We start from the raw sequence: 374 nt of genomic DNA, 5'->3' as shown, positions 1-374 counted from the left end.
GAGTCGGTTTCTGTATCAGAATCAGTGTCAACGTCTGAATCAGTTTCTGTATCTGAGTCAGCATCAGCCTCTGAGTCGGCCTCTACATCAGAATCAGTCTCAACCTCTGAATCGGTATCGACGTCTGAGTCAGTCTCAACATCAGAATCAGTTTCAGAATCCGAGTCAGTATCAGAAAGTCAGTCAATTTCAACCTCTGAATCAGTATCTACGTCTGAGTCGGTGTCAACATCCGAATCAGCCTCAACCTCTGAGTCAGTATCAGCATCCGAATCAGTTTCAATATCCGAGTCGGTTTCTGCATCCGAGTCTGTCTCAACATCCGAGTCAATTTCAGCCTCTGAGTCGGTTTCTGTATCAGAATCAGTGTCAAC

1 pseudogene is annotated in these 374 nt (G+C 45.5%); it reads right to left on the bottom strand.

The window, feature by feature from the left end:
• Positions 1–179: 179 nt before the first annotated feature.
• Positions 180–374, bottom strand: a pseudogene (locus tag HMPREF2918_RS11280) (cell wall protein); the annotation flags it as partial.

This window comes from Streptococcus sp. HMSC065C01, assembly GCF_001813525.1.
Taxonomy (GTDB): Bacteria; Bacillota; Bacilli; order Lactobacillales; family Streptococcaceae; genus Streptococcus; species Streptococcus parasanguinis_V.
Note: the sequence above shows the minus strand (reverse complement) of the source record. Positions and strands in the feature narration are given on the sequence as shown.